This window comes from Alcanivorax sp. MD8A (assembly GCF_002888555.1).
In the GTDB taxonomy this organism is placed as follows: Bacteria; Pseudomonadota; Gammaproteobacteria; order Pseudomonadales; family Alcanivoracaceae; genus Alcanivorax.
Genome location: NZ_AQOQ01000024.1, coordinates 19,769 through 40,151, shown reverse-complemented (window position 1 = coordinate 40,151; position 20,383 = coordinate 19,769). Strand labels below are relative to the sequence as shown.

Below are 20,383 nucleotides of genomic sequence, written 5' to 3'. Positions count from 1 at the left end.
AGCCCGGTAGTGAGGTAGCCTTATGCTCAGCAAAGAACTGGAAATGACGCTAAACGAGGCGTTTCGCCATGCGCGCAGCCATCGTCATGAGTTCATGACGGTAGAACACCTGCTGCTGGCACTGCTGGATAACGAGGCCGCCGTTGAGGTGCTGCGCGCCTGTGGCGCGGACCTGGATGAATTGCGTGATGCGTTAAGCCAGTTTATTGAAGATTCCACCCCCTTGTTGCCGGAAGGTGATCCGGATCGTGATACCCAGCCGACCCTGGGCTTTCAGCGCGTGCTGCAGAGGGCCGTGTTCAGTGTCCAGTCCTCCGGCAAGAAGGAAGTCACTGGTGCCAACGTACTGGTCGCCATTTTCAACGAGCAGGAAAGCCAGGCCGTTTACTTCCTCAACTGTCAGGACATTCACCGTCTGGACGTAGTTAACTTCATTGCCCACGGCATTTCCCAGGTCGAGGACGCCGATCCCTCTATCGAAGCGGCCCAGGAAAACGACGCGGCGGAAGAGCCGTCGCAGGCCAGCGCGCTGGAGAACTATGCGACCAACCTGAATGTACTGGCTCGTGAGGACCGCATTGACCCGCTGGTGGGCCGTGCATTCGAGATTGAGCGTGCAGCGCAGATTCTCTGCCGTCGCCGCAAGAACAACCCGCTGCTGGTGGGTGAGCCCGGGGTCGGCAAGACCGCGATCGCTGAAGGCTTGGCGCGGATGATCGTGGAGGAGCAGGTACCGGAGCCGTTGCTCGATGCCACCGTCTATTCACTGGATCTTGGTGCTCTGCTGGCGGGAACCAAGTACCGCGGTGATTTCGAGAAGCGCCTGAAATCCCTGTTGGCCGAGTTGAAAAAAGAGCCCAATTCCATCCTCTTTATTGACGAAATCCACACGATTATTGGCGCCGGTGCGGCGTCCGGCGGAGTGATGGACGCCTCGAACCTGCTCAAGCCATTGCTGGCCAATGGTGAGCTGAAGTGCATGGGCTCTACCACATTCCAGGAATACCGTGGTGTGTTCGAGAAGGACCGGGCCTTGTCTCGCCGTTTCCAGAAGATTGATGTGGTTGAGCCGTCGGTGGAAGACACCATCGGTATTCTCAAGGGGCTGAAGTCACGGTTTGAGAAGCACCATGATGTGACCTACAGCGATGCCTCACTCAAAGCCGCAGCAGAACTGAGCGCCCGCTATATCAATGACCGCTACCTGCCTGACAAGGCCATTGACGTGATTGATGAGGTCGGTGCCTGGCAGCGTCTTCGACCTGAGGATCAGCGCAAGAGCACCATCGATGAAATCGATGTGGAAGACATGGTCGCCAAGATCGCCCGCATTCCGCCCAAACAGGTATCGTCTTCAGACAAGGAGTTGCTCCGCAATCTGGAGCGCGACCTTAAGATGACGGTGTTCGGGCAGGATGAAGCCATCGATACTATTTCTGCGGCCATCAAACTGTCCCGGGCGGGGCTGAAAGGCGAGAACAAACCCATCGGCAGCTTCATGTTTGCCGGGCCCACCGGGGTGGGCAAAACCGAAGTCAGCCGTCAGCTGGCACGTGCCCTGGGGGTTGAGCTGGTACGCTTTGATATGTCCGAGTACATGGAGCGTCACACGGTCAGCCGTTTGATCGGGGCGCCCCCGGGCTATGTGGGCTACGACCAGGGTGGTTTGCTCACAGAGGCGATCACCAAGACTCCCCATTGCGTGCTGCTGCTCGATGAAATCGAAAAGGCGCACCCCGAGGTTTTCAACATTCTGCTGCAGGTGATGGATAACGCCACCCTGACGGATAACAACGGCCGCAAGGCGGACTTCCGTAACGTGATTCTGATCATGACAACCAATGCGGGTGCCGAGGTGTTGAACAAGCGTTCCATCGGATTCACCGAGCAGGATCAGAGCACCGATGGCATGGAAGTGCTGAAGAAGGCGTTCACCCCGGAATTCCGTAACCGTCTTGATGGCATCGTGCAGTTTGCGCCGCTGACGACGGACGTCATTCTGGGTGTGGTCGACAAGTTCCTGGTCGAACTCCAGGCTCAGCTGGACGAAAAAGGCGTGGTGCTCAATGTGGATGCCGCCGCCCGCAGCTGGCTGGCCGACAAGGGCTACGACAAGGATATGGGGGCTCGCCCCATGGCTCGCCTGATCCAGGAGCAGCTCAAGAAACCATTGGCCGAGAAACTGCTGTTTGGCGAACTGGCCGAGCAGGGCGGGCAGGTGGACGTCACTGAACAGGACGGCAAGCTTGCTCTCACGGTGAAGGCCGCGGAGGCGGAGCCCGCATAATCCAGTTAACAAGTCACAGTGAACAGTTAACAGCGAAAGGCAGAAACGAAAATACCCCCGGCTCGTGAGAGGCGGGGGTATTTTTTGGCTGTTAACGGTTAAGGATTAACGGTTAACGGCTGCCTGACTTATTTCATGCGGAAGGTGATACGGCCCTTGGTCAGGTCGTAGGGGGACATTTCCACCTTGACGCGGTCGCCGGTGAGGATGCGGATATAGAATTTGCGCATCTTCCCGGAGATATGGGCAGTGATCACATGACCGTTGTCCAGCTTCACACGAAACATCGTGTTGGGCAGGGTTTCAACGATTACACCTTCGAGTTCAATCTGTTCTTCTTTCGCCATCCAACGAATACCTTGGGTTACCGGCTATTGAGCGAGGGCGCAATTGTGCCGCAAAAGCGGGCCGGCTGCAAAACCGGATTAACGGCAAGGGCGAATGGACGGGAAAGCTGATCAATCTTTGTCCGGAAGGTCCTTCCAGGCGCCGCTACGCAGTATCTCCAGTGGCTGGTACTGGCTCTTGTAACTCATCTTCTGGCACTGGTGAATCCAGTAACCGAGATACAGGTATGGGAGTTGTAGCCGTCGGCATTGTTCGATTTGCCACAGCAGGGCCATGACGCCAAGGCTACGTTCAGGCAGATGGGGGTCGAAGAAGGTATAGACGGCAGAGAGACCGTCTTCCAGCTGGTCGGTTACCGCAACGGCCCGGAGTTTGCCGGCCTGGCGGAAACAGTAGAACTGGGTATCGGCCCAGTCGCAGGTCAGAAAGTTGGTGAACTGTTCCTCGGACGGGGGGTACATGTCGCCATCGCCATGACGCTGGTTGATGTAGTCCGCGTAGAGAGAATAGAGCTCACGGGTAAACCGGGCAGGTTCACGGTTGACGACCAGGTCATCATTGACCTTGCGAATCCGACGGTGGCGGCGTTTGGGCTGAAAATCCGATACCCGCACCCGAGCCGGAATGCAGGCACTGCACTGATCGCAATGGGGACGGTACAGGTAATCCCCGCTACGGCGGAACCCCAGAAGGCTCAGTTCGCTGTAGAGTTCCGGTGACAGTGTGGCCTGGGGGTCCACAAACAGGGTCGAGGCCTGACGATCTTCCAGGTAGCTGCATGAATGTGCCGGCGTCCGGAAGAAGCGCAGGGTGGAAAGGTCTGTCATGGGGTCAGTGTAGCGAGAAACGAGGGGGGCAGGCTAGATAGCGTCGCTGAGCTGGGTGCCCACAGAATGCCGCTGGTCGGGCTTAAGGCTGTCCGGGTAAGCCTGCCCATTCTGTTACTGGCCACTGTTCCGGGCCCGGTGTGGATGTGATTCGCTCCGACAAGAGGGCTTCAAATTGCGGTCTTTCCAGCAGTCTTGCCCCCATGCTCAGCAAGTGGGGATTCTCCACTTGGGCGTCGATCAGGGTGATATCCAGCGCTGGAGCGAGCTTTTTGAGGGCAGCCAAGGCCATCTTGGAGCCGTTACGGCGAGGAGAGACCATGGATTCGCCAAAAAACACCTGTCCCAGCTTGATGCCGTAGATGGCGCCGGCAATGTCGCCGTCCTGCCAGATCTCCAGGCTGTGGGCATAGCCCTGACGGTGCAGCCCCACATATGCCTCGATCATGTCATCACTGATCCAGGTGCCATGACCATCTGATCTGGGTTGGGCACACAGCCACATGACGCGTTCAAAGGCGCGATCGAGAGTCACCGAAAACTCGCTGTTGCGCAGATGACGTTGCAGGCTGCGACTGATGTGGATGTCGTCAGGAAAGAAAATGCAGCGCGGGGCAGGGGACCACCACAGAATGGGCTGATGATCGGCATCGTACCAGGGGAAGATACCCCGGGAGTAGGCACGAATGAGTGTGGAGGAGCTCAGATCCGCCCCGGCGGCCAGCAGGCCGTCGGGGTCGGTGAGGGCGTCACGGGTATCCGGGAAAGGACTTCCCGGTTCCAGCCATGGCACCATGACAGGCTAACCGATCACCTGAAGGGCGTTTCAGCCCTTCAGGTTGTCCAGATAGCGTTCCGCATCCAGCGCGGCCATACAGCCAGAGCCGGCAGAGGTGACGGCCTGACGGTAGATGTGGTCGGCCACATCGCCAGCGGCAAACACGCCTTCAATGCTGGTCTGGGTGGCATTGCCTTCGGTGCCGCTCTGAATCTTCAGGTAGCCGTCTTTCATGTTCAGCTGGCCTTCGAAGATATCAGTGTTCGGCTTGTGACCAATGGCAATGAAGACACCCTGCAGTTCGATGTCCTTGCTGCCTTCACCTTTGGTGGACTTGATGCGCATGCCGGTGACACCGCTGTCATCGCCCAGCACCTCTTCGAGTGTGTGATCCCACTCTACAGAGATATTGTCTTTTGCCAGCAGCTTGTCTTGCAGGATCTTCTCGGCGCGCAGGCTGTCACGACGGTGCACCAGGGTGACATGCTCTGCGATATGCGAGAGATACAGTGCTTCTTCCACAGCGGTATTGCCGCCACCGATAACGGCGACACGCTGGCCCTTGTAGAAGAAACCGTCACAGGTGGCGCAGGCGGAGACGCCCTTGCCCATGAACGCTTCCTCTGACGCCAGACCCAGATACATGGCGGAGGCACCGGTGGCGATAATCAGGGCATCACAGGTGTAGGTGCCGCTGTCGCCCTTGAGCGTGAAGGGACGGCTCTGCAACTCCACTTCGTTGATGTGGTCGTACACCATCTCGGTGTCAAAGCGCTCAGCATGCTGCTGCATGCGCACCATCAGGTCAGGCCCCTGAAGACCTTCAACGTCACCAGGCCAGTTGTCCACTTCGGTGGTGGTAGTGAGCTGGCCGCCAGGCTGAATCCCGGTAATCACCACCGGCTTGAGATTGGCTCGGGCGGCGTAAACGGCGGCGGTGTAACCCGCAGGGCCGGAACCAAGGATAATCAGGCGATGGTGCTGCACGTCGCTCATGGAAAACTCCAGTAATAGGGGGTAAGCAGGACGAGAGACCTTTCATGGGGCCTTCAGCCTGCATAATCAAGGCGTGAAAACTACCGTAAAACAGGGCACGCGTGAAGCCTGTCGCTGTGATAGAAAGGATCAATGAACCGGGTTAGGGTGCGGTTTTGTGCAATAATCCCGCAGGCTGGCCCGGCAGGCACACAGCAATGCTGGCCGCCCCACGGTGGATTGACTACAATCGCAATAATTTCAATTTGTTATCGGCATTTTTTAATACGGATTTTTATCTGTTCAATGTCATGGATTTTGTTAAGGGGTAAGGCGTGAGCAAAACCGCTGCCGGGCAAGGAGAGTCCGGGTTTTCCCGTCATCTCAAGCGCGGGCTGGTCGAGGGCATGGTGATCGCATTGATCGCTCTGTCCATGTACCTGCTGCTGGCGTTGATCAGCTTCGACAGCCGCGATCCGGGCTGGTCGTATGTGGGGCATGTGGATGCCGTGCGTAATGCGGCGGGCCGTGCCGGTGCGTTCAGTGCCGACCTGCTGCTTGGGTTGTTTGGCTACATGGCCTACCTGTTCCCGGTATTGGTGGGATTCTGGGCTGCCAAGGTGCTGCGTGAACGTCATGCCGGGCTGCCCGGTAGCTGGCCGCTGTTCAGCCTCCGTCTGGTGGGCTTTATTTTGACCATGCTGGCCGGTACCGCTCTGTCTTACATGCACTTCAGCATGGGCGACAGCTTGCCGGAAGGTTCTGGCGGCATCCTTGGCCATGAAGTGGGTGCGGCCGCCCTGGATGGCTTCAATCCCCTTGGCGGTACGCTGATCATGGTCGCATTGTTCCTGATCGGGGTGACCATCTTTACCGATCTGTCCTGGATCGCCCTGGCAGAAGGGCTGGGAGCGCTGGTGCTGGGAGCGGTTGAGAAAGTCCCTGCCTGGTGGCAGGCGCGCAAGCGCAAACAGGAGGAGCAGCGGCAGAAGAAAGTGGCCCATGAAAAACGGGCCAAAGTGATCAGCGAGGCCAAGAAAAAAGCCGAAACCCGTACGCCCCCAAAAATTGCCAAGCCCGCGGCTCCGGTGCAAAAGAGTGAGCGGGTACAGAAGGAAAAACAGCAGAAACTGTTCACCACTGAGGTCAGTGGCGAAATTCCGCCGCTGGAACTGCTGGATCCGGTGGAAGAGTCCAAGGGCGGGTATTCTGAGGAAGCCCTCGAAGGCATGTCCCGCCTGCTGGAGATCAAGCTCAAGGATTTCAACATTGAGGCCGAGGTGGTGGCGGTTCAGCCGGGCCCTGTGATCACCCGTTTTGAAATTCAGCCAGCAGCCGGAATCAAGGTTTCCAAAATTACCAATCTGGCCAAGGATCTGGCGCGCTCATTGGCGGTGATCAGTGTTCGGGTCGTGGAAGTCATCCCGGGCAAGACCACGGTGGGGATCGAGATTCCCAACGAACAACGGGAAATGATCCGTTTCACCGAAGTGGTGGGCACCCAGATGTTCGACCAGTCCTCATCGCCGCTGACCATGGCGCTCGGCAAGGATATTGCGGGCAACCCGGTCATGGGGGATCTGGCCAAGATGCCACACCTTCTGGTGGCGGGGACCACCGGTTCCGGTAAATCCGTGGGTGTGAACGCCATGCTGCTGTCCATGCTGTTCAAATCCGGCCCAGACGATGTTCGCATGATTCTCATCGACCCCAAGATGCTGGAACTGGCGGTCTATGACGGCATCCCCCATTTGTTGACCCCGGTTGTAACCGATATGAAAGAAGCCGCCGGCGCCTTGCGCTGGGGTGTCGGTGAAATGGAGCGTCGCTACCGGCTGATGGCCGCCATGGGGGTGCGTAACATCTCCGGCTATAACCGCAAGGTCGATGAGGCGAAGAAGAAGGGTGAACCGATCAAGGACCCGCTGTGGAAGCCTGAAGACCCAATGAATCTTGAGGAAGAAGCGCCCCTTGCCGAGCACCTGCCCTATATCGTCATCGTCATCGATGAATTTGCCGACATGATGATGATTGTGGGCAAAAAGGTGGAAGAGCTGATCGCGCGGATTGCCCAGAAAGCGCGGGCCGCCGGGATTCATCTGATTCTCGCAACCCAGCGTCCCTCGGTGGATGTGATCACCGGTTTGATCAAGGCAAACGTGCCCTCACGTATCGGCTTCCAGGTGTCGTCCAAGATTGATTCCCGAACCGTGCTGGATCAGGGCGGGGCAGAACAGCTGCTGGGTCATGGTGACATGCTTTATTTGCCGGGGGGCAAGAGTGTTCCGGAACGTGTTCACGGTGCCTTTGTCTCAGATGAAGAGGTCCACCGGGTTTGTGACGATTGGCGCAAGCGCGGCGAGCCTAACTACCTGGAAGAAATTCTCGATGGTGGCTCGGATCTCAATGCACCGATGCCCGGCATGGAAGGCGCCGGCGGTGACGGTGATGATGAAAATGATCCGTTGTACGACGAAGCGGTTGCCTACGTGACGCAGTCACGCCGGGCATCCATTTCATCTGTGCAGCGAAAACTGAAAATTGGCTACAACCGTGCCGCCCGTTTGGTGGAAGCCATGGAGATGGCCGGGGTAGTCAGCGAAGCGGGGCATAACGGCCAGCGTGAGGTAATCGCGCCGCCGCCGGTTTAACCGTGATCTGTCCCGACTAAGGAGTCTTGATGCGTACACTACTGATGGTCGCACTGCTGTTTCCGGCTTTGGCCTGGGCTGGCGCCACCGACGAATTACTGTCCCGCTTGCAGAAACTGCAGTCATTAAAGGGCGATTTTGAGCAAACCGTGCTCGACAAGGGCGGCACCCACATGCAGCAGGCAGAAGGGCGTTTCCAGGTGGCGCGGGGCAATCAGTTCTACTGGTCCACCACGAGCCCGTTTTCCCAGCTGGCGGTATCGGATGGCAAGACCGTGTGGGTCTATGATGAAGATCTGGAGCAGGTCGTGGTGCGCCCCCTGAGCCAGGATCTCGGGCAGACCCCGGCCTTGCTGTTTGGCGGACAGCCAAGTCAGGTGGCCGAGGCGTTCAGCATTAGCGAGCGTGACCGAAATGGCGCGGAAGTGACATACCGCCTGACTCCCAAAGGGGATGACCCGCTTTTCGACCAGCTTGACGTGACCTTCCGTGGCGAACAGCCCATGTCCATGCGGCTTCAGGATGCGCTTGGCCAGCAAACCGTCATCGACTTCCGTGACCTGAAGGTAAACAGTGGCATTGATGCTTCACTGTTCCACTTCACGCCACCGGAAGGTACTGACGTCATCCAGCAGCAATGAACGATCTGTTTGCCGCCGACAATGCCCAGCAGGCGCAGCCTTTGGCGGCTCGCTTGCGCCCCAACAGTCTGGATGACTATGTAGGGCAGCAGCACCTTGTCGGCCCCGGCAAACCCCTGCGCCAGGCACTCGAGCGCGGCCAGCTTCACTCCATGATCCTGTGGGGGCCGCCTGGCACGGGCAAGACCACCCTGGCGCTGATCCTCTCCCAGGCCGTGGACGCGGCGTTTATCACGCTCTCTGCCGTACTCTCTGGCGTCAAAGATATCCGGGCCGCCGTCGAGCAAGCCCAGATACGACTGGCCCAGGGGCGACGTACCGTCCTGTTTGTGGACGAGGTGCACCGGTTTAACAAGGCGCAGCAGGATGCGTTCCTTCCCCATGTGGAGGAGGGCACGATTACCTTTATTGGTGCGACCACCGAGAACCCGTCGTTTGAGCTGAACAATGCCTTGCTGTCCCGGGCACGGGTATACCGGTTGCGGTCACTTGCGGCGGAGGATCTGCGAGGCCTGTTGCAGCGTGCGCTGGATGAACCGCGTCTCAATGGCATGACCGTCGACGCGGACGCCGCCGAGCTGCTCCTCAATTACGCCGATGGTGATGCCCGACGCTTGTTGAACATGCTGGAAGTGGCGGCGGATCTGGCTGATGGTGACGCCCCGCGTATCGATGCTGACCTGATGAGCGAAGTGCTGCGCGATGCCGTGCGCCGCTTCGACAAGGGTGGAGACCTTTTCTACGATCAGATCAGCGCCTTGCATAAATCTGTGCGAGGCTCTGATCCCGACGCAGCACTTTACTGGTTCGCCCGTATGCTGGACGGCGGTTGTGACCCCTTGTACATTGCCCGCCGGGTGGTGCGTATGGCCAGTGAAGACATTGGCAATGCTGACCCGCGAGCACTGACCCTGTGCCTGCAAGCCTGGGATGTGCAGGAGCGGCTGGGCAGCCCGGAAGGGGAGTTGGCGATTGCCCAGGCTGTGGCCTATCTGGCCGTGGCCCCGAAAAGCAACGCAGTCTATAACGCCTACAATCAGGCTCGCGCACTGGTACGGGAAAAGCCCACAGATGAGGTACCGCTGCATTTGCGCAACGCACCGACCCAGTTGATGAAGGACGAAGGCTTCGGGGCAGAGTATCATTACGCCCACGATTTCCCCGATGCGTTCGTGGACGGCGAAAATTATTTCCCCTCCAGCTTGCGTCATACCCGGCTCTACCAGCCGGTCAATCGCGGACTGGAGATCAAGGTGGCAGACAAGCTGCAGCGACTGCGCCAGCGCAATGCTGACAGCGATTGGCAACGCTACGGAGAGCTGGATGACTGATGTGGGCGCAGTGCCATGGTTGGCCGTGGCAGCAGGGGGGGCAACGGGTGCGTGTCTGCGGTTTGCGACAACCCTGTGGATGGGTGTCCCCGCCATGCCTGCGTGGCCATGGGCCACATTCAGTGTGAACCTGGTGGGCAGTTTCCTGTTCGGGCTGCTGACCGTAGCCTTGGCCAGCCTGACCAGCAGTGAAGCGCTGCGTTTGGCGATCATGACCGGCATGCTGGGCGCGCTGACCACCTTTTCGACCTTTTCTTTCGAGTTGGTGCGAATGGTCGAAATCAAGGCCTGGGGGCTGGCTGCGGGCTATGCGTTTGCCTCCGTAAGCATTTGCCTGGCGCTGGGTGTGACCGGCTTGATGCTTGGTCGCATGATCTGGGAATAACGGTTTACCGAGACGCGTCGTCTCTGTGCGACACACTGTTGTCTATTTGAATGATTTGAAACTGGAGTAGAAACACATGCTGGATATTCGTGCCCTGCGGCAGGACGGCGAAGCGATCAAGGCTGCACTGGCCAAGCGAGGCTACAGCCTGGACCTGGCAGCGTTTGCCGAACTGGATGCGCGCCGTAAACAGGCAGACGTACGTTCCCAGGATCTGCAGGCCGAACGCAAGAAAGCCTCCAAGCAAATTGGGCAGCTGATCCAGTCCGGCATGAATGTGGATGAAGCCAAGGCCAAGGTGGCAGAAACCCTCAAGACCCTGGATGCAGAACTGGACCAGGAAGTGGCCAATGCCAAGTCGATTCACGACGAGATCAGTGAATTCCTGATGGGGGTGCCCAATGTGCCCCAGGAAGCGGTGCCGGAAGGTAACGACGAAGAGGACAACGTGGAAGTGCGCACTTGGGGCGAACCCAGAGTGCTGGACTTTGAAGCCCGTGACCACGTGGATATTGGCGAGGGTCTGACCAGCGGAGCGCTGGATTTCGATAGTGCCAGTAAACTCTCTGGCGCCCGTTTTGCGGTGATGAGCGGTGCGGTGGCCCGCCTGCATCGTGCGCTGGTGGATTTCATGCTGGACATTCATAGCAGCGAACACGGCTATGAAGAGGTCTATGTACCTTATCTGGTGGGCCCTGAAGCCCTGCGGGGAACGGGCCAATTACCGAAATTTGCCGAAGACCTGTTCAAGATGGAAGGCGAGCGAGAGTTGTATCTGATTCCCACCGCCGAGGTGCCGGTCACCAATCTGGTGGCAGACGAGATTCTTGAAGCCGACAGCCTGCCGCGCCGGTATACCTGCCATACCCCCTGTTTTCGTTCCGAGGCAGGCAGTCACGGCAAGGATACCCGTGGCCTGATTCGCCAGCACCAGTTCGAAAAAGTGGAGCTGGTACAAATGGTTCGGCCAGAAGAGTCCGATGCGGCGCTGGAGCAGTTGACCGGCCACGCAGAAGCGATTCTCCAGAAACTGGGGCTGCCTTACCGCGTGGTGATCTTGTGTGGCGGGGATCTGGGCTTTTCCTCCACCAAAACCTATGACCTGGAAGTGTGGCTGCCCAGCCAGCAGAAATACCGCGAGATCTCGTCCTGCTCCAACTTCCGCGACTACCAGGCGCGTCGCATGCAGGCCCGCTGGCGGAATCCGGAAACCGGCAAGCCAGAACTGGTACATACTTTGAATGGGTCGGGTCTGGCAGTAGGGCGTACACTGGTAGCCATTCTTGAGAACTACCAGAATGCGGATGGATCGGTCACGGTGCCGGAGGCATTGCGCCCCTATATGAGAGGGCTGGAGCGGCTGCAGTAATACGCTCCCGCCTGTTTGAACCCCCAGGGAGCAATCATGGAATTCCTACCCATTAGCTGGCGACTGCAGGGCAAGCGTGCCCTGTTGGTCGGTGGCGGTGAAGTGGCCTTGCGTAAAGGTCGCCTTTTGCACCGTTCTGGTGCTCTTGTTGATGTCGTTGCTCCCGATGTGTGCGCCGAGCTGCGCCAGATTGTGGCAGAAAGCCAGGGCTCGCTGCGTGAGCGAGCCTTCGAGGAAAGCGATCTTCAGTCTGTGTCGTTGGTGATCTGCGCCACCGACAACAAGGCCATCAATGCCGAGGTGGCTCGGCTGGCGGGGGACAAGGGGCTGCCTGTTAACGTGGTGGACGATCCCTCCCTGGGCGATTTTATCTTCCCGGCTATTGTCGACCGTTCACCGGTGCTGATCAGTATCAGCTCTTCCGGTGCGTCCCCGGTACTGGCGCGCAAGCTGCGCAGCCAGATTGAATCCAGTCTGCCGGCCCGCTGGGGCCGACTGGCCGACCTGATGGCACGGTTCCGGCAGCCCTTGAAGGACAAACTCAATAACGTGGGCGCCCGCCGTCTGTTCTGGGAGCAGGCACTGGACAGCCCGATTGTGGAAAAGGTCCTGGCCGGCAAAGACTCCGAAGCGGAGTCCATGCTCAGTGAGGCGATTGCCGAGGCCGATCCTGAAAGGCTGAGCCGGGGGGAAGTCTATCTGGTGGGCGCGGGGCCGGGAGATCCGGACCTGCTGACCTTCCGGGCGCTACGTTTGCTACAGAAGGCGGATGTGGTGCTATACGACCGCTTGGTAGGCAAGGGTATTGTGGACCTTGCCCGCCGGGATGCGGAAATGGTCTATGTGGGTAAGGCCCGCGACAAACACGCCTTGCCGCAGGACAACATCAACGAGTTGTTGGTGCACTACGCCAAACAGGGCAAGAAGGTCTGTCGTCTCAAGGGTGGTGACCCGTTTATCTTTGGCCGTGGCGGGGAAGAAATCGATCTGATTGTCCAGGAGGGCATCGATTTTCAAGTGGTCCCGGGTATCACCGCCGCCAGCGGCTGTGCCGCCTACGGCGGTATTCCACTGACCCATCGTGATCATGCCCAGTCTGTCAGGTTTGTTACCGGCCACCGCAAAGACGGTACCGTCACCCTGGATTGGGAGCACCTGGTCAGTGAAACGGAAACCGTGGTGTTCTATATGGGGCTGGTCGGGTTACGGCAGATCTGTGATCAGTTGATGGCCCATGGCCGCAAAGGCGACACCCCGATTGCGCTTGTCTCCCGGGGCACCACCAATCTGCAGGAAGTGATCACCGGTACCCTGGAGACCCTTCCTGATGATATCGAGGGCCGGGAGATTCATGCGCCCACGTTGATCATTGTTGGCAGTGTGGTGAGTTTGCATCCGAAGTTTGGGTGGTTCAAAAAGAGCAGTTAATAGTTAACAGTGAATAGTGAATAGCTAAAATCAAAAGCCATTATCAAAGACGTAGGCGGTGGTGCTTCAGGGTATCTCCGCCTTTTTTGTTTTGGGCTGGGCAGGTTTTTGTTGCGGACGGAAAGGTTTGAAGGGCTCCTACCGCGAGGGTGGTATTACTTTGGCGCTATCGTAGGGCGGAAATGCCTCAGGGCATCTCCGCCATGTTGTGTGATTCGTGGCCGCAGCAGGCAATGCCTTCAAACGAAGATGGCTCAGACGAAGAAGCCGCGATCATGGACTGGTCGCGGCCTCTTGCCTCGCAGCGTGTGATGAAACATCCCGCGAAGCTATTAATTATTCATTATTAACTATCAATTGCTATCTACAGTCGCCTCGTATCCCGGTCCTGCCACAACGCTTTCGCTTTCTCCCGCGCTTCGTCCAGCGAGCCCGCCTTATCCAGGCCCCAGAGGGCCACGGCGACCGTTTGGATGACTGCATTTTCGCCGTATTCATCCTGTGCTTCGCCACGCCAGACTTTCTTGAGCATGTCTGCATCGGGGGTGCCGGGCGGCGTGGTGCGGGGGAGGACATTGTCCAGTATGGCGTCGTCCAGCGGCTTGCCGTGGCGGATGCCGGTGATGGCGGTGCGGGCATCCGGGCGGATCTCCAGTTCGCCGCCTTCGCCCTTGAAGAGCAGCAGATCACGATCGCCACAGAGCTCTGCCGCGCCCTGATGCAGCGCGATGTAGGCGGGATGGAAGACGCTCTGCATGGATAGCGGGGCCCGTGTCGGGTTGAGACTGCGTGCCAGGGTGTTGATGGGCGAACGCAGGCCAAGATAGAAACGCAGGGTAAGCAGATGAGAGAGTGGGGCGCAGAACTGTTCGATGGGCAGATACGCCAGGCCCTGCCGGGCCAGATGATCACTGGCCTCGCTCACGGTGGTCGCCACCTTAAGCCCCAGGGCCGGCAGCAACTCGTCGGTATAGACACGATTGGGGGTGTGCGCCGGGCCACCGTGCAGCAGCGTGCGAATACCCTGATCTGCCAACAATACGGTGGCGAGCAGATACCACGGATGGTGCTTCTTCTTGCCCGCGTAACTGGGCCAGTCCAGCTGAACAGCAGGAAAGTCCTTCAGTGTCTCATCACACACGCCCCGGCAGGCATCCAGAAATCCCGCCAGTTCATCCGGGGTTTCTTCCTTGACCCGTAGCAGCATCAGAAAGGCGCCAAGCTGCACGTCTTCGACCTTGCCATCCAGAATCATCTGCATGGCATTGCGGGCTTCTTCCCGGGTCAGGCTTCGGCGGGCACGCTTTCCGCGCCCCAGAGTGCGGACATATTCCGCGAAGGCATGTTCTGTCATTCAAACCTCGCAACACGCCGCTCGCAGCACGGTGGTACGCGGGCTTGCCAGGGGCGTGATATCTACAAATCAGTACCAGCTGGTACAGGGGCCGTGTGTCGCCACCAGATCCAGCAGTGTGGTGTGGTCAATGCGCTCGAGATGGCTTCCTGGGGCGCTCATCTGCGGGTGCGCGAGCAGGTAAGCCTGGCCTTCCAGCGGCAGGGCAGAGGCAAGCAGTAGTCCCGCGTCGGTGAAGACGCAAATATCATCAGGCTGATATAGCGCAAGGAAGCTATCAATACCGGCCTGATCGCCGGGTTTGAGTCCGATCAGATGCAACATGTCAGAACACCAGAACCTGCTGGCAGCCGGTGCGCAGCTCCCGCAGTTCATCGCCATTGAGCGCCTCTGCCTGGAGTGCCCCGGTGGTAGCGCTGTCTGACACCACACAGCGGACCCCAAAATCGGCCAGCTGGAGCAGACTGTCGTTGGCTGGCAGGGCGTTAAGCACGCTCACGCAGTCATTGGTGAGCCACAGCGCTGTGGGCAAGCCAAAGGCGGCGCCGGTCATCAGCATGTCCAGCATTTCCTGAAAGCGGTCACTGAGCGGCGCATTTGCCGTGGCAATGTAGAGGTGGCTAGCCAAACTGAAGTACCCGCTGTGCATTGATCATCGCATCGGCCCATTGCCCCAACCCGACCAGACTGAAGCCGTCGGCCAAAGTGTGCCCTGTGTCACCGGCCACAATGCCGCGGCGCTGGGCTGCACCGACGCAAACTTCGGCATGGATACCGCTTTCCTGGACCCATTGCTGCCATTGCTGTGCCGCATTGGCATTGTCGCCATCACCTCGCCAGGCATGGCGGTGGCAAAGATGAATGCCATCGGAATAGAAAAACAGACGGTAAAGCTGGTGATCCGGGTGGGCGTGAAGCGCTTTGCAGGAGAGCAGGGCGGTCAAGGCGGCGGGGGAATCCGCCGCCGCATTGACCAGGATGGCAAACTGCATCAATCGTCGCCGCTAAGGGCCGTGAGGATCTGCAGCAGGGACATGAACAGGTTGTAGATGGACACGAACAGGGTCACGGTAGCGAGGATGTAGTTGGTTTCTCCACCGTGAATGATGGCGCTGGTCTGCCACATGATCAGCAGGGAAGACAGCAGCACGAACGCGGCTGACACCGCCAGGCTCAGGGCCGGAATGGCAAAGAAGATATTGGCAATGCTCGCTGCGAAGGCCACCAGAATACCAATCATGATGAAGTTGGTCAGGAAGCTGAAGTCCTTGCGGGTGAACAGCGCAATCGCAGACATGGCGACAAAGATAAAGGCGGTACCGCCCAGTGCCGTGGTCACGATCTCCATGCCGCCGGGAACCTGGGCGTACATGTTGATGATCGGGCCGGTGGTGAAACCGAGCCAGCCCGTCAGGCCGAATACGGCCAGGATGCCCCAGGCGCTGTTACGCAACATGTTGGTGGCAAACAGCAGTGCGAAATACACACCGATGGTAAGCCACACATTCACAAAACCAATATTGCTGGCCATGGCAAACCAGGACGCGCCAGTAGCGACAACCAGGGACAAACCCAGCAGCATGTAGGTGTTTTTCAGAACCTGGGCCGCACGCTCGCCGGTGACGGCCATGCCCTGCTGGTGGGGAGCGGAATAGGGATTGGGCTGATTGTTCATACGGGATCTCATCCTTGGTAATTGTCCCTGTGATGATAAGGCCACGGGGGCCAAAATCAAGGGTTTCCGTGAACGGTAACTCATTGTTTTTATGCGCAGTTCACCCTTTTGGTGCGTAATCAATGGGCCATGACGGCTTTGTGACTCCCATCGCAAGGAGCGGTGCGGGTTTTGGCTAGCATCTGGGGCGTTAAGGGTAGTGACATAGGGGGATTATCGTGCAATCACTCAGCCTTGAGCCCACAGAACAGGAAATAGCGCTAAAGGATGTGCGGCGCAGCGATGAGCATGGCGTACTCATTGCGGTGCCCGGGCCTCGCGAGCGCCAGTACCGCCCGCTTTTCAGCCGCAAAGGGGTTGCCGGGGGCGGGCACAGCCTTTCTCTCTTCAATGAGCGTTTTCTCGAAGCGCGGCAGCTCAGAGGGCGTCATGAGACCTGCCATGACTTTAATCTGGCATTTATCAACCCCGTGCCGCGTCAGTGCCGTCATCGTCCGGTGGGTTGGTTGCTGGGTGCTGTTATGGGCGCGGCCATCACTGCAGTTGCCACTATGGCCGGCTGGGGGCTGGTCGCATTGGTAACCGCCGGTGTCACGGCTGGACTGTTTGCGGCTGTGGTGAAGAAATGGCGTGACGAATGGCAGTTCGAAACCCGCCATGGCGAGGTGCCGGTGTTTCGTGTCACCGTATATCGCCGTGAGCGTGAAGCCTTGCTGAAACTGGTCAAAGCCCTGAGCCGTCGTTGTGAGCACGCTTGGCAGCAATTGCCCCAGGGTAAGGTGCGATTGGCTGCAGAAATGGCGGAGCATCGCCGGTTGCACATGGCTGGTGCTATCGATGAGAGCCAGTACCGGTATGCCAAGCAACGCATCTTCAGGCAGTACTGATCGGGTATCAGGCTCCGGAATTGATCAACATTCCAGCAAACGCCTTGCGCGGCAGCCCGTGGTCGTTGACTGGCTAACGCGCTCATGTATTATTGCTGGCCAGTTCGGAGGGGTGGCAGAGTGGCCGAATGCACCGGTCTTGAAAACCGGCGACGGGAGACCGTCCGTGGGTTCAAATCCCACCCCCTCCGCCATATCGCTATAACAGAAAGGGCTCGCATTCACTGCGAGCCCTTTTTGTTTGTCTGTGTTTTTCTTGAGTTTGCCGTGTCCGTTGTCAGCGGATCAGTGATGCGAACGCGGTGAGCGCTTCAACCCCTTGAACGTCGTCTTCCTGCAGGGGGACTGACATAGTGGGTAACGTGGCAAGCTGCCGGGCGATGTCGTCAAGGTGACGGCGTTGTCGGGCCAATCGCGCAGCAAAGAAACTGCCCTCTGCCTGTTCTGGCAGCACCCGGTTGATCACCGCCCCGGCAACCGGGATATCCGCATCCGCCAGGCTTCTGATTGCCCGGCAGGTCTCAAGAATCGGTAATTTTTCCGGCGTCAGTACGAACAGGAAGGCTGTGGTTTGTGCATCGGACAGGCGACGGCGGGCGCGGTGAAACAAGCGCTGGCGTGCCATCAGTGTGTCGGCGACTTCCTGGCTGCGCGGATCCAGATCCTGTCGGCCATGTTCCAGTGGTTCCTGCATGGGACTATCCAGATCTTTGCCAGGGCCGAGATGATCCAGCACCTTGCCCAACTCTCGCGCCTTGTGATTGTGCTTGAGCAGGCCGCTGGTCCAGGCAGCCATGACTTCTGGCAGGCTCAACAGACGCAGGGTATGCCCTGTGGGCGCAGTATCAAAGATGACTAGATCATATTCGTTGGGGGCGTCATCAATGATTTGTGACAGCCGCTCAAGCAGTGCCGCTTCCTGGGCTCCCGGCGACTGTCGACTCAAGCGCAGCTGACGCTCCAGTTCCCTGAACTGGTCCGGACCGGCAAACCGGCGCATTTGGGCGCTGACCTTCTCCAGGTAACGGTCGACCTCTTCGTTGGGGTCAATCTCAAGGGCATACAGGTTGGCGGCAAGACAACGGGTCTGATTGCCGATCTGCCGATCGAAAGCATCGCCGAGGCTGTGGGCCGGATCGGTGGAAACCAACAGCACCTTGCGCCCGGCACTGGCCGCCCGACAGGCCAGTGCCGCAGCCGTGGTGGTTTTGCCGACCCCGCCTTTGCCGCCAACCATCAACAGGCGCTTGTGGCTGAGCAGGGCATCAATATCCAGCATGTCAGGCATCAACAGCAACGAAAGTGGTCAAGCGGGGAACGCTCCATGCCCATGCGGGTGTGCCACTGATGAAAGCGGTCCATCAGCAGAGGCTGCAGTTCAAGGGTGCTCCACGCCGCGGGGTTGGGAATACCCATCATTTCGGAAAAGACCAGCAGCATGAACAGGTCTTCCTCATCACGTTTGGCGCGGGCAATGGCGGCGCGATAGGGCGCATTGTAATACAGGGTGCCGAGCTCATTGAGTCGGCGTAGTGCGCCCAGAATGCGGTTACCCATCAGGCTTGTTTCACCGGTTCACGAAAGGCTTTTTTAAGTGCGGCAGCGCACTCCAGTGTGACCAGCAGTGCCGCAACCAGTACCACCACGTCCAGCCCCAGCAGGAACCAGTCCTGTTTATCGTAGAAGCTCTTGAGCTGAATAAGCAGGGCGAACAGGGTCATCACCAGCAGGAACACCAGCGGGGCGAGGGTATAAATGGCTGGTCGCCCCCGGCGTACCAGCATGATGGTAATCACCAACAGCGTCAGGCCGGCGAGCAACTGGTTGGTGGTGCCAAACAGGGGCCAGATGAGCAGGCCGCCACTACCGTCGGCACCGCCCGCACCAAAGGCCAGCAGCAGGCAGCTCGCCACGGCCAGCAGGGTGGCGGGTAACGGGCGTGTCAGCCATTTCTGGTGATAGATTTCACCCCATTCCTGGAAAATATAGCGTTGCAGACGCAAGCCGGTATCCATGGTGGTGCCAGCAAACAGGGCCGCCATTACGGTAAGCAAGGTGGCAGCAACGCCCACATCCATGCCGGTGCCACCCGCAAGGATCGTGGCACCACCATCAACAAAGGCGGTCAGGCTGCCTTTCCCGAAAGCCGTGTAGACGGCTTCCCAGTCCGCCAGGGTGGCAAAACCGGCCGTGGCAGCAATGATGGCCGCGAGAGCAAGAGAGCCTTCACCCACGGCGCCAAAATACCCCACGAAACGGGCATCGGTTTCCTTGTCCAGCTGCTTGGAGCTGGTTCCGGAGGCAACCAGCCCGTGGAAGCCGGAAATCGCGCCGCAGGCAATAGTGACGAAGAGTAATGGCAGTAGTGACGGCGTGCCGGCGGGCACATTGTCATTGATCATGGGGGCGACAACAGTGGGGTTGCCGATCAGTACCGCGCCATACAGCAGGATCAGGCCGACAAACAGTTGCAGCCCATTGATGTAGTCACGGGGCTGCAGCAGCATCCATACAGGCAGCAGCGAAGCAATGGCTGCATAGGCAAACAGCAGCAGGATCCAGCTGGCGCTGGCAGAAAGCCCCATGACCTGTTCTGGCAGGGCGATGGGGACTTTCGGGCCGACATAAATCAGGCTGTAAAGGGCGATTACCCCGACTACCGATACGACCCCAAGACCGATGATCCGCCGATAGATGAGCTGACCAATGACCAGTGCCACCGCGATGGCTCCCCAGACGGGGACGACCGCTCCGGGGTTGTTGATCAACAGTTTGGCGATGACCACGCCGAACACGGCATTGACCATCAGCAGTACCAGGAAGATCACGATCATGAACACGGTACGGGCCCGGCGACCGACCACTTCGCCAGTGAGAGCACCAACGGATTTGGCCCGGTTTCGGACACTGGCCCACAAGGCACCACTGTCATGGACGCCTGCAAAGAAAATGGTACCAAAGACGACCCAGATGAACGCAGGAAGCCAGCCCCAGATAACGGCAATGGCTGGGCCGACGATGGGGGCAGCACCGGCAACCGAAGTGAAGTGGTGGCCCCAAAGCACATAGCGGTTGGTCGGCACAAAATCCACGCCATCTTCGTATTCATGGGCTGGAGTGCGGTAATTGGGGTCTAGCCGGTAGATGCGGTCGGCAATAAAGCGGGAGTAGAATAGATAGCCGGCGGCCATGCCTCCGAGCCCCAGCAGGAGAAGAACGATAGCGCTCATGAGTGCCTTTTCCTTGTTAGCGGTGTGGCGATTGTCGCAGCCTTTCCATGGTTGTGTTTTTGGCTTCTTCGGTCAACGCGACCAAAGGCTAATATACAGTAGCATGGGGAATCGACACTGATGATGCAGTGTTAACCGTTTCCTGTTCACCACAGGTAATCACCGATATGCTGGTTGTTTACCTGTCACGAGATTGATTGGGCAAAGGAGTTGCCCT

Annotated in this window: 20 protein-coding genes and 1 tRNA gene; 9 read left to right on the top strand and 12 right to left on the bottom strand. The window is 58.6% G+C overall.

Annotation, left to right across the window (positions count from 1 at the left end):
* The first annotated feature begins 22 nt into the window (after nt 1-22).
* On the top strand, nt 23-2,287 hold the full coding sequence (gene clpA / locus A15D_RS12565; protein ID WP_102792233.1) for an ATP-dependent Clp protease ATP-binding subunit ClpA: 2,265 nt from the start codon (nt 23-25) through the stop codon (nt 2,285-2,287).
* A gap of 128 nt (nt 2,288-2,415) precedes the next feature.
* Here the strand turns inward: clpA and infA are convergent, their stop codons facing one another.
* The 4 genes from infA to trxB all read right to left on the bottom strand — a co-directional run bounded on the left by infA (nt 2,416) and on the right by trxB (nt 5,236).
* Nucleotides 2,416-2,634: a translation initiation factor IF-1 gene (infA, locus tag A15D_RS12560; protein WP_022984063.1), complete on the bottom strand. Its 219-nt coding sequence runs from the start codon at nt 2,632-2,634 to the stop codon at nt 2,416-2,418.
* A 111-nt stretch (nt 2,635-2,745) separates the two neighbouring features.
* Nucleotides 2,746-3,462, bottom strand: coding sequence for an arginyltransferase (locus A15D_RS12555; RefSeq protein ID WP_022984064.1), 717 nt, complete (start codon nt 3,460-3,462; stop codon nt 2,746-2,748).
* 82 nt (nt 3,463-3,544) lie between these two features.
* Nucleotides 3,545-4,258, bottom strand: a complete 714-nt coding sequence (aat, locus tag A15D_RS12550; protein ID WP_102792232.1) for a leucyl/phenylalanyl-tRNA--protein transferase — start codon at nt 4,256-4,258, stop codon at nt 3,545-3,547.
* A gap of 30 nt (nt 4,259-4,288) precedes the next feature.
* Nucleotides 4,289-5,236, bottom strand: a complete 948-nt coding sequence (trxB, locus tag A15D_RS12545) for a thioredoxin-disulfide reductase (protein WP_022984066.1) — start codon at nt 5,234-5,236, stop codon at nt 4,289-4,291.
* 314 nt (nt 5,237-5,550) lie between these two features.
* On the opposite strand from trxB, the gene A15D_RS12540 reads away from it, so the two are divergent.
* The 6 genes from A15D_RS12540 (at nt 5,551) to cysG (ending at nt 13,020) form a co-directional block, all read left to right on the top strand.
* Complete coding sequence (locus A15D_RS12540; RefSeq protein ID WP_022984068.1) at nt 5,551-7,866, top strand: DNA translocase FtsK; 2,316 nt, start codon at nt 5,551-5,553, stop codon at nt 7,864-7,866.
* A 29-nt stretch (nt 7,867-7,895) separates the two neighbouring features.
* Nucleotides 7,896-8,507, top strand: a complete 612-nt coding sequence (lolA, locus tag A15D_RS12535) for an outer membrane lipoprotein chaperone LolA (protein ID WP_102792231.1) — start codon at nt 7,896-7,898, stop codon at nt 8,505-8,507.
* Nucleotides 8,504-9,838, top strand: coding sequence for a replication-associated recombination protein A (locus tag A15D_RS12530; protein WP_102792230.1), 1,335 nt, complete (start codon nt 8,504-8,506; stop codon nt 9,836-9,838). Before lolA ends, A15D_RS12530 begins: the two co-directional genes overlap by 4 nt.
* Nucleotides 9,831-10,223 carry a CrcB family protein gene (locus A15D_RS12525; protein ID WP_102792229.1) on the top strand — a complete coding sequence of 131 codons (393 nt, stop codon included), beginning with the start codon at nt 9,831-9,833 and terminating at the stop codon, nt 10,221-10,223. Before A15D_RS12530 ends, A15D_RS12525 begins: the two co-directional genes overlap by 8 nt.
* 76 nt (nt 10,224-10,299) lie before the next feature.
* Nucleotides 10,300-11,592 (top strand): serine--tRNA ligase, encoded by a 1,293-nt coding sequence (gene serS, locus A15D_RS12520; protein WP_022984072.1) that lies wholly within the window; start codon nt 10,300-10,302, stop codon nt 11,590-11,592.
* Nucleotides 11,593-11,628: 36 nt separating this feature from the next.
* Entirely contained in the window at nt 11,629-13,020 is a 1,392-nt protein-coding gene (gene cysG / locus A15D_RS12515; protein ID WP_102792228.1) for a siroheme synthase CysG, read from the top strand.
* A 364-nt stretch (nt 13,021-13,384) separates the two neighbouring features.
* Here cysG and A15D_RS12510 read toward each other — a convergent pair whose 3' ends face one another.
* From A15D_RS12510 to A15D_RS12490, 5 genes are all read right to left on the bottom strand, one after another.
* Nucleotides 13,385-14,374: a glycosyl transferase family protein gene (locus A15D_RS12510; RefSeq protein ID WP_102792227.1), complete on the bottom strand. Its 990-nt coding sequence runs from the start codon at nt 14,372-14,374 to the stop codon at nt 13,385-13,387.
* 69 nt (nt 14,375-14,443) lie between these two features.
* Nucleotides 14,444-14,698, bottom strand: a complete 255-nt coding sequence (locus tag A15D_RS12505) for a hypothetical protein (protein ID WP_022984075.1) — start codon at nt 14,696-14,698, stop codon at nt 14,444-14,446.
* Between the two features lies 1 nt (nt 14,699).
* Nucleotides 14,700-15,002, bottom strand: coding sequence for a hypothetical protein (locus tag A15D_RS12500; RefSeq protein WP_146026879.1), 303 nt, complete (start codon nt 15,000-15,002; stop codon nt 14,700-14,702).
* Nucleotides 14,995-15,366 (bottom strand): sulfurtransferase complex subunit TusD, encoded by a 372-nt coding sequence (gene tusD / locus A15D_RS12495; RefSeq protein WP_102792225.1) that lies wholly within the window; start codon nt 15,364-15,366, stop codon nt 14,995-14,997. Before tusD ends, A15D_RS12500 begins: the two co-directional genes overlap by 8 nt.
* Complete coding sequence (locus A15D_RS12490; protein ID WP_022984078.1) at nt 15,366-16,049, bottom strand: Bax inhibitor-1/YccA family protein; 684 nt, start codon at nt 16,047-16,049, stop codon at nt 15,366-15,368. The genes tusD and A15D_RS12490 overlap by 1 nt, the downstream gene beginning before the upstream one ends.
* Nucleotides 16,050-16,267: 218 nt before the next feature.
* Here A15D_RS12490 and A15D_RS12485 point away from each other — a divergent pair, with 218 nt between their 5' ends.
* Both A15D_RS12485 and A15D_RS12480 read left to right on the top strand, forming a co-directional pair.
* Nucleotides 16,268-16,936, top strand: a complete 669-nt coding sequence (locus A15D_RS12485; RefSeq protein ID WP_146026878.1) for a hypothetical protein — start codon at nt 16,268-16,270, stop codon at nt 16,934-16,936.
* 106 nt (nt 16,937-17,042) lie between these two features.
* Nucleotides 17,043-17,130: transfer RNA gene (locus A15D_RS12480), tRNA-Ser, on the top strand.
* A gap of 83 nt (nt 17,131-17,213) precedes the next feature.
* Here the strand turns inward: A15D_RS12480 and A15D_RS12475 are convergent.
* The 3 genes from A15D_RS12475 to A15D_RS12465 are packed head-to-tail and all read right to left on the bottom strand — an operon-like array spanning nt 17,214 to nt 20,166.
* Nucleotides 17,214-18,224 carry an ArsA family ATPase gene (locus A15D_RS12475; protein WP_102792223.1) on the bottom strand — a complete coding sequence of 337 codons (1,011 nt, stop codon included), beginning with the start codon at nt 18,222-18,224 and terminating at the stop codon, nt 17,214-17,216.
* Nucleotides 18,224-18,493 (bottom strand): cory-CC-star protein, encoded by a 270-nt coding sequence (locus tag A15D_RS12470; protein WP_102792222.1) that lies wholly within the window; start codon nt 18,491-18,493, stop codon nt 18,224-18,226. Before A15D_RS12470 ends, A15D_RS12475 begins: the two co-directional genes overlap by 1 nt.
* On the bottom strand, nt 18,493-20,166 hold the full coding sequence (locus tag A15D_RS12465; RefSeq protein WP_102792221.1) for a carbon starvation protein A: 1,674 nt from the start codon (nt 20,164-20,166) through the stop codon (nt 18,493-18,495). The genes A15D_RS12470 and A15D_RS12465 overlap by 1 nt, the downstream gene beginning before the upstream one ends.
* Nucleotides 20,167-20,383: the final 217 nt, after the last annotated feature.